Consider the following 9,117-nt stretch of genomic DNA (forward strand, 5'->3'; position numbering starts at 1 on the left):
CTGCCGTAGCATCGATCGTCGCGATGACGGCCCGCATGTCGGTCGCCAGCTCGCGATAATGGCCGCCCAGCCGCTGGTATAGTTCGCGGTTGCTCCCATCCAACGTCCTGCTAGCGATCAGCTCGCATTCGTCGGCGAGGACCTCAAATCGTTCCAGCTTTGCTTGAAGAGCAGACATGGCGGGCGCGTCCCTGACTGTTACTGAGGGAGTTGCGACGCTACTACTTCGGCAGCGTCTAGTGCAGAATAATTATTGGATAGAACTAAATTCTTCCGGACAGCGATCTTGACCGATCGAAGTGCGGTCCGGCATGGCTGGGAGAGAGCTCCGCGGCCCCATGCCACCGAGTTTCCCCGACAGCGCAATGCTCTCGACTAGGTATTTCGCTTTATTAGAAATGTAATGATTTTGCCGTCTCTCCCGGTCGCGGGGCGCTTCGCGCTCGTCACGAGCGCGGCGTGAGAGAGTGCGACAACCTCATCCACAACTCAGGCGAGTTCTGTCGCTAGACGTCGCCCTACGGCTGTTTGGTCAGGCGACTGTAAGGTTTCCATAAGGACGGGTAATACATGGTTGCCCGGCGGACACGATTGTTGCGTTTTCGCAACTGTGTTTGAACATTTAACCCTAAACACAGCCGGTTGGTAGTTGCGCCGCTTTTTGGCCACACCCCGACATGAAAGGATATTCACCTAGCTGAATAGCCAGCGCTCCGACGACGGGACATTTTTTCGGGTTCCGGCGTTGATGGAGGAAAGAGCGCGGGAAACAGGGTCGCGATTGGACGCCAGGATGGACGCCAAGACGAACATCAAGGGCAGGCTGCCGAGCCGTCATGTGACGGAGGGCCCCGAGCGCGCACCGCATCGTTCCTATCTCTACGCGATGGGGCTGACGACAGCCCAGATTCATCAACCCTTTGTCGGCGTTGCTTCATGTTGGAATGAAGCGGCCCCGTGCAACATTTCGTTGATGCGCCAGGCGCAGGCGGTGAAGAAGGGCGTGGCGTCGGCCGGCGGCACGCCGCGCGAGTTCTGCACTATTACCGTGACCGACGGCATCGCCATGGGCCATGACGGCATGCGCTCGTCGCTGCCGTCGCGCGAATGCATCGCCGATTCGGTCGAACTGACCGTCCGCGGCCACTCCTATGACGCCTTGATCGGGCTCGCCGGCTGCGACAAGTCGCTGCCGGGCATGATGATGGCGATGGTCCGGCTCAACGTGCCGTCGATCTTCATCTATGGCGGCTCGATCCTGCCGGGCAATTTCCGCGGCCAGCCGGTGACCGTGCAGGACATGTTCGAGGCGGTCGGCAAGCACTCGGTCGGCGCCATGTCTGACGAGGATCTCGACGAGATCGAGCGGGTGGCGTGCCCGTCGGCCGGCGCCTGCGGCGCCCAGTTCACCGCCAACACCATGGCGACCGTCTCCGAGGCGATCGGCCTGGCGCTTCCGTATTCCGCCGGGGCTCCGGCGCCTTACGAGATCCGCGACTCCTTCTGCGCCGCCGCCGGCGAGAAGGTGATGGAGCTGATCGCCAAAAACATCCGGCCCCGCGACATCGTCACCCGGGAAGCCCTTGAAAATGCTGCGGCCGTGGTTGCAGCCTCAGGTGGTTCGACCAATGCTGCGCTGCACCTGCCGGCGATCGCCCATGAGTGCGGCATTAAATTCAATTTGTTCGACGTTGCCGAAATCTTCAAAAAGACTCCTTACGTCGCGGATTTGAAGCCGGGTGGCCGTTATGTTGCCAAAGACATGTTTGAAGTAGGTGGCATTCCGCTGCTGATGAAGACGCTGCTCGACAATGGCCACCTGCACGGGAATTGCCTCACCGTCACTGGCCGAACGATCGCCGAAAACCTCAAAAGCGTGAAATGGAATCCGCACCAGGATGTGGTGCGGCCCGCCGACAATCCGATCACCGTGACAGGTGGCGTTGTCGGGCTGAAGGGTAATCTCGCTCCGGAGGGTGCGATCGTGAAGGTCGCGGGAATGTCCAACCTGAGGTTTACCGGCCCCGCCCGGTGCTTCGATCGCGAGGAAGACGCCTTCGAGGCGGTGCAGCAGCGCACCTATCGGGAAGGCGAGGTGATTGTGATCCGCTACGAGGGGCCGAAGGGCGGTCCCGGGATGCGGGAGATGCTGGCGACCACGGCGGCGCTGACCGGGCAGGGGATGGGCGGCAAGATTGCCCTGATCACCGATGGCCGGTTCTCCGGCGCCACCCGTGGCTTCTGCATCGGACATATTGGACCCGAAGCGGCCGTCGGCGGGCCGATCGGGTTGTTGCAAGACGGCGACATCATCGAGATCGATGCGGTCGCCGGCACCCTTAACGTAAATTTGAGCGACGCCGAACTCGCAAATCGTAAGACCAAATGGGCCCCTCGCGCGACGAACCATACATCTGGTGCGCTGTGGAAGTACGCCGAGCAAGTGGGGCCGGCGGTGGATGGCGCAGTCACCCATCCGGGTGGCGCGTGCGAGAAACAGTGTTATGCGGACGTTTAAGCGTGCGATATTTGCGTTTGCGTTAGGGGCCATTCCGGTGGCGGGCCCCGGATTCGGATTCGACGGTGCTCCGGTCAGCCCCCAGGATACCGTTCTTCCGGTGGTCGCTCCGCAGCCCGGCACAGCCGCGGCACTGAAGCGGGCCGCCACGCCGGTTGCTCCGACGGCGACCGCGCCGACCTCCTCCTTCAGCACACTTCAGTACCAGGCCGAGGGCGGCCACCCGGTGGCGCAGTGGAAGCTCGGCAAGATGTACGCCGAGGGCGACGGCGTCATCCAGGACGACATGCGCGCCTTCGAGTATTTCAGCCGGATCGCCAATGCGCATGCCGAGGACTCGCCGTCGGCGCCGCAGGCCTCGATCGTGGCCAACGCCTTCGTGGCGCTCGGTCGCTACTATCTGAGCGGCATTCCCAATTCCAAGGTGAAGGCGGACACCGAGCGGGCGCGGGAGATGTTCTCCTACGCCGCGTCTTATTTCGGCAATGCCGACGCCCAGTACGACCTTGCCCGGCTGTATCTGAAGACGCCGGACGCCTCGCGGGACGATTTCCGCTATGGCGCGCGCTGGCTGGGCCTTGCCGCCCAGAAGGGCCAGCATCAGGCGCAGGCGCTGCTTGGTCAGATGCTGTTCAACGGCGACCGGCTGCCGCCGCAGCGGGCTCGCGGACTGATGTGGCTGACGCTCGCGCGCGACAGCGCGACGCCGGAAGAGGCCTGGATCAAGGAAAGCTATAACCGGGCGATCGCCAAGGCGTCCGAAGACGATCGCGCCATGGCGTTGCAGATGCTCGAGCACTGGGTGCAGGGCCGCCGCGATTAGAGGCCGCTGGGACTGATATCCCGGGGCCCGGCGGGTCGCTCGGCCGGCAAGGCTCAGGCGGTCTCGAGATCGAGATCGGCCCAGACCGGAACGTGGTCTGACGGCTTCTCCCAGGCGCGGACATAGCTGTCGATGCCGACATCGATCAGCCGGTCGCTGGCCTGCGGCGACATCAAGAGATGGTCGATGCGCAGGCCCCAGTTCTTCTGCCAGGCGCCGGCCTGATAATCCCAGAAGGTGTACTGGCCGGGCTCGTCATTGACCGCGCGCAGCGCATCGGTGAGGCCGAGGCCGAGCAGCGACTGAAAGGCCTCGCGGGTCGCCGGGCGAAACAGCGCATCGTCGGCCCAGGCGGCCGGATTGTAGACGTCGCGGGCGGCCGGAATGACGTTGAAGTCGCCTGCCAGGATCAGCGGCTCCTCAGCCTTAAGCCGTTCCCGCGTGTACTCAAGAAGCCGCGACATCCATTTGAGCTTGTAGGGATATTTGTCGGTGTTCGCAGGGTTGCCATTGGGCAGGTAAAGACACGCGACCCGCACCACGCCCTGTTTCAGCGTGACGACGCCTTCGAGGAAGCGGGCGTGGGCGTCCTCGTCGTCGCCGGCGAGGCCCGACTTGGTCTCGTCGAACGGCAGCTTGGAGAGCAGCGCGACGCCGTTGAAGGTCTTCTGGCCGTGGGTGACGACATTATAGCCGAGCGCCTCGACCTCGAGCCGGGGAAACGCGTCGTCGACGCATTTGATCTCCTGCAGGCAGACGATGTCGGGGGAACACTCCTTCAGCCAGGCGACCAGAAGCTCGATCCGTTGCCGGACCGAGTTGACGTTCCACGTAGCGATGCGAACTGCCATCGGGCATCCTTCATTTAATGGGGCGCGCAACCGGGCGCCCCGCTTGGACCAAGCGTTTCCGCATCTCGATGTGTGGGATGCCGGCCTCCTCGAATTCGAGGCCGACCCGCGCGAAACCGACGCGCGCGTAGAACGGCTCCGCCTGCGTCTGCGCGTTCAGGATCAGTTCGGGATAGCCGAGTTCGGTGGCCTTGGCCATCAGCGCATCCAGCACCCGCGCGCCCACACCGGTGCCGCGTGCCGTTTTGAGCACCGCCATGCGGCCGATGTGGCCGTCCGGCAGCAGCCGGCCCGTGGCGACGGGCGCGCCGTCCTCGGCTAACGCCAGCGCGTGCCAACTCAAGGTGTCCATGTCGTCCCATTCGAGTTCCACCGGCACGCCCTGTTCCTCGACAAAGACGCTGGTGCGAATCGCACGGGAGCGCTCGCGGGCTTCTTCCCAGGTGCAGATGAGGACTGAGGCGGGCATGAGGTAGGGATTCGGAAAGCTGAAGCGACACGGTATGCCCGAATTTCCGGCGCTGCGCACGCCGGGGACCGGACCAAGGCCGCACTATTTCACTTTGGTGGCATACCATGGGCGATCCGCCTGTGCTAACCCTCTCCGGAAACAAGGCGTAACAATTGCCGACGGGGGAGTTGCGAAGCGTTCCGGCCCGCAAGGGAAGCCGGCAGCGCACGTGCAAAACTTATGAAAAAACACAATTTGGTTCTGACTGTTGCTGTTCTCGGCATTGCGGCCGGGGCGGCTTACATGACCCGCGCTTCATGGATGGGTGGCGGTGCCGCCACCACGCAAGGGATCCCGCGACCGCGTGCGGTCTCGGTCGATCTCGCCAAGGCGGAACGCAAATCGGTGCCGGTCGATGTCGATGCGATCGGACAGGTGACGCCGATCTCCAGCGTGGCGCTGAAGTCGCGGCTCGAGACCACCATCGTCTCGGTGCATTTCGGGGACGGCGCCAGGGTCAATGAAGGCGACCTGCTGTTCATGCTCGACGCGCGGCAGATCGACGCCCAGATCGAGCAGGCCGAGGGCGTGCTCGCCCGCGACCAGGCCCAGCTCGAGGGCGCGCAGCGCGACCTCCGCCGCTACACGGAGCTCGTCGGCAAGGGCGCGACCACCCAGGTCAATCTCGACAATGCCAAGACCCAGTCCGACGTCCTGATCGGGACCATCAAGGCCGACCAGTTCGCGCTGGAAAATCTCCGCGTCCAGAAGAGCTACACCGTGATCCGCGCACCGTTCGCGGGGCGGATCAGCGCCGCCAACGTCAAGGTCGGGAACTTCGTTCGCCCGGCCGACACCCAGCCGCTCGCGGTCATCAACCAGATGGCGCCGGTCTATGTCACCTTCGCGATTCCGCAGCGTGCGCTGGTCGATCTGCGCGACGCCATGGGGAAGACCGATCCCAAGGTGATCGCGACGATTCCCGGCCACCAGCGCTCCGAGAGCGGCAAGGTCGCGATGGTCGAGAACGCCGTCGATGCGACCACCGGCATGGTGACCGTGCGCGGCATCATGAACAATGCGAGCGAGACGCTGTGGCCCGGCACCATCGTGCAGACCAAGCTGATCATCCGCAGCGAGGATGCGGTCGTGGTGCCGACGGTTGCGGTCCAGCGCAGCCAGAACGGCAATTTCGTCTTCATCGTCAAGGACGGCGTCGCCAAGGTCCAACCGGTCAAGGTCGACCGCACCTTCCAGGGCTCATCGGTGATCTCAGACGGATTGGCGGGCGATGAAAGCATCGTCGTCGACGGCCAATTGCTGCTGTCGGAGGGATCGCGGGTCGAGCTACGGGCGCGCAAGGCCGGAGCCTGACCGATGACGCTGTCCGAGCTTTGCATCCGCCGCCCGGTCATGACGACGCTGATCACGGCGTCGATCATCGCATTCGGTGTGTTCGGCTTTCGTCTGCTGCCGGTCTCGGCGCTGCCCAAGGTAGACTTCCCGACCATTGCGGTCACGGCCACGCTGCCCGGCGCCAGCGCCGACACCATGGCGGCCTCGGTCGCCGGTATCATCGAGCGTCAGCTCTCGACCATTGCCGGCATCTCATCGATGAACTCGAACTCGTCGCAGGGCACGAGCGTCATCACGATTCAGTTCGACCTCAACCGCAACATCGATGCCGCCGCGCTCGACGTGCAGACCGCATTGACCATCGCGCAGCGCCGGCTGCCGATCGAGATGACGATCCCGCCGAGCTTCCGGAAGGTGAACCCGGCGGATTTCCCGGTGCTGTTCGTCTCGCTGGGATCGGCGACGCTGCCGCTGTCGGCGGTCAACGAATACGGCGACATCACGATCGGGCAGGCGCTGTCGCAGCTGCCCGGCGTTGCCCAGGTGCTGATCTACGGCGCGCAGAAATTTGCGATCCGCGTCCAGGCCGATCCGGAGGCCGCCGCCGCCCGCGGTGTCTCGATGGAGGATATCCGCGCCGCGGTGTCGCGCGCCAATTCCTCGACCCCGGTCGGCACGCTCAACGGCCCCAAGCAGGACGTGGCGCTGCAGGCTTCCGGCCAGATGGACAAGGCGGCCGACTACCGCCAGATCTACGTCGCCTGGCGCAACGGCTCGCCGGTCCGGCTCGACGAGATCGCCAAGGTCTATGACAGCGTCGAGAACGACAAGATCGCGACCTGGATGAACGACGAGCGCGCGATCGTGCTTGCGATCCAGAAGCAGCCCGACGCAAATACGGTGGCGGTGGTCGACGCCGTTCTCGCAAAGCTGCCGTCGCTGCGCGCCGCGATCCCCCCCTCGGTGACCATGCAGGTGATGATGGACCGTTCGGTCTCGATCCGGCAGGCGGTCAGCGACGTCGAGGAGACCCTGCTGATCGCAGTCGCTCTCGTGATCCTGGTGATCTTCCTGTTCCTGCGCTCGGCGTCCGCAACCTTCATCCCGGCACTGGCGGTGCCGATCTCGCTGTTCGGCACCTGCGCGGTGATGTACGCGTTGGACTACTCGATCAACAACATGACGCTGCTGGCGCTGACGCTTTCGGTCGGCTTCGTGGTCGACGACGCCATCGTCATGCTGGAGAATATCGTCCGCCATATCGAGCACGGCATGAAGCCGTTCGAGGCGGCGCTGAAGGGCGCCCACGAGATCGGCTTCACCATCATCTCGATCACCTTCTCGCTAATCGCCGTGTTCATCCCGGTGCTGTTGATGGGCGGCATCGTCGGCCGCGTGTTCCGCGAATTCGCAGTCACCGTTTCGGTCGCGATCATCGTCTCCGGCTTCGTGTCGCTGACCCTGACGCCGATGCTGTGCGCCCGCGTGCTGCGCGCGCATGATGCGACCAAGCGGCCGAACATCGTGCTGCGCGTATTCGAGGCGATGTTCGAAGCCTGGCTGCGCGCCTATGAATGGGCGCTGGACTGGGTGCTGGCCAAGAAGGCGCTGATGCTGGTGGTCACGCTCGCGACGCTCGGCGGCACCGTCTATCTCTACATGATCGTGCCGAAGGGCTTCTTCCCGCAGGAGGACACCGGCTTCCTGATCGGCGTGACGGAGGCGGCGACCGACACCTCGTTCGAGGCGATGAAGGTGCGCCAGCAGGCGCTGGTCGATGTGATGCGCACCGATCCTGCGATCGACTACATCAATTCCACCGTCGGTTCCGGCGGTCCCAATCCGACCACCAATTACGGCCGGCTGTTCATCGCGCTGAAGCCCCAGAAGACCCGCGACAACGCTACCGTGGTGATCGGGCGCCTCAGGCAGAAGGCCCGCGAGATTCCGGGCATGCAGGCGTTCTTCCAGAGCGTCCAGAACCTCAACATCGGCGGCCGCATCTCCAAGAGCCAGTATCAGTATGTGATGCAGAGCGGTGATACCGAGGCGCTGTACCGGCTGGCGCCGGAGATGCGCGACAAGATCGAGAAGATCCCGGGGCTGCTCGACGTCACCACCGATCTCTACATCAAGAACCCGCAGATGACGGTCGACATCGACCGCGAGAAGGCGGCGGTCTACGGCGTCACCGTCGATCAGGTCCGTAACCAGCTCTACAACGCCTACGGCGCGCGGCAGGTCGGCACCATCTACATGCCGTCGAACGACTACCAGATCATCCTGGAGGTGCAGCCGCAGTTCCGGGTCGATCCGTCCGATCTCTCGAAGCTCTACATGAAGACCGCGAACGGCCAGACCATTCCGCTCGATGCGGTGGCGCGGCTCGTGCCGTCGGTCGGGCCGCTGCAGATCAACCACCAGGGCCAGCAGCCGGCGGTGACGATCTCGTTCAACCTCGCGCCCGGCAATTCGCTCGGCTACGCCGTCGACAAGATCACCGAGCTCGAGCAGACCGCAAATCTGCCACCGACGATCGCGACCGGATTCTCCGGCACCGCGCAGGTGTTCCAGGATTCGCTGCGCGGGCAGGGCGTGCTGATCCTCGCCGCGGTGTTCGCGGCCTTCGTGATCCTCGGCATTCTCTATGAGAGCTTCATCCACCCGATCACGATCATCTCCGGCCTGCCGTCGGCCGGCATCGGCGCGATCCTGACGCTGATGCTGTTCGGGATGGAGCTGTCTGTGATCGCGATGATCGGCATCGTGATGCTGGTCGGCATCGTCAAGAAGAACGCCATCATGATGGTCGACTTCGCGCTGGAGCGCCGCCGCGTCGGCCTCAGCGCCGAGCACGCGATCCGCGAGGCGGCGCTGCTGCGCTTCCGTCCGATCATGATGACGACGTTCGCGGCGATCTTCGGCACGCTGCCGATCGCGCTCGGCGCCGGCGCCGGCGCAGAGTTGCGTCAGCCGCTCGGCGTCGCCGTGGTCGGCGGCCTCTGCGTGTCGCAACTGCTGACGCTGTTCATCACGCCCGTGATCTACATCTATCTCGACCGCATCGACCGCAGGCTGCGCCGCAAGCTCGATCCGCAGGCAGAGGCGGATGGCGACG

The 9,117-nt window shown here is 64.2% G+C and carries 6 protein-coding genes; 4 read left to right on the forward strand and 2 right to left on the reverse strand.

Going from position 1 to position 9,117, the window contains the following annotated elements; translation table 11 throughout:
* Window positions 1-793: 793 nt before the first annotated feature.
* On the forward strand, window positions 794-2,518 hold the full coding sequence (ilvD, locus tag FNJ47_RS42145) for a dihydroxy-acid dehydratase (RefSeq protein WP_163162189.1): 1,725 nt from the start codon (window positions 794-796) through the stop codon (window positions 2,516-2,518).
* On the forward strand, window positions 2,505-3,341 hold the full coding sequence (locus FNJ47_RS42150; RefSeq protein WP_163162191.1) for a tetratricopeptide repeat protein: 837 nt from the start codon (window positions 2,505-2,507) through the stop codon (window positions 3,339-3,341). Before ilvD ends, FNJ47_RS42150 begins: the two co-directional genes overlap by 14 nt.
* A gap of 53 nt (window positions 3,342-3,394) precedes the next feature.
* Here the strand turns inward: FNJ47_RS42150 and xth are convergent, their stop codons facing one another.
* Both xth and FNJ47_RS42160 read right to left on the reverse strand, forming a co-directional pair.
* Window positions 3,395-4,192 (reverse strand): exodeoxyribonuclease III, encoded by a 798-nt coding sequence (xth, locus tag FNJ47_RS42155; RefSeq protein ID WP_163162194.1) that lies wholly within the window; start codon window positions 4,190-4,192, stop codon window positions 3,395-3,397.
* Window positions 4,193-4,202: 10 nt separating this feature from the next.
* A complete protein-coding gene (locus FNJ47_RS42160) occupies window positions 4,203-4,661 on the reverse strand; it encodes a GNAT family N-acetyltransferase (protein WP_163162196.1) in 459 nt (152 codons plus the stop codon).
* Window positions 4,662-4,883: 222 nt separating this feature from the next.
* Here FNJ47_RS42160 and FNJ47_RS42165 point away from each other — a divergent pair, with 222 nt between their 5' ends.
* Both FNJ47_RS42165 and FNJ47_RS42170 read left to right on the forward strand, forming a co-directional pair.
* Window positions 4,884-6,017 carry an efflux RND transporter periplasmic adaptor subunit gene (locus tag FNJ47_RS42165; protein WP_163162198.1) on the forward strand — a complete coding sequence of 378 codons (1,134 nt, stop codon included), beginning with the start codon at window positions 4,884-4,886 and terminating at the stop codon, window positions 6,015-6,017.
* A gap of 3 nt (window positions 6,018-6,020) precedes the next feature.
* A partial coding sequence (locus FNJ47_RS42170) for an efflux RND transporter permease subunit (RefSeq protein WP_163162200.1) occupies window positions 6,021-9,117 on the forward strand: 3,097 nt, incomplete at its 3' end.

The sequence above is a fragment of the Bradyrhizobium uaiense genome (genome assembly GCF_010811875.1).
GTDB lineage: Bacteria > Pseudomonadota > Alphaproteobacteria > Rhizobiales > Xanthobacteraceae > Bradyrhizobium > Bradyrhizobium uaiense.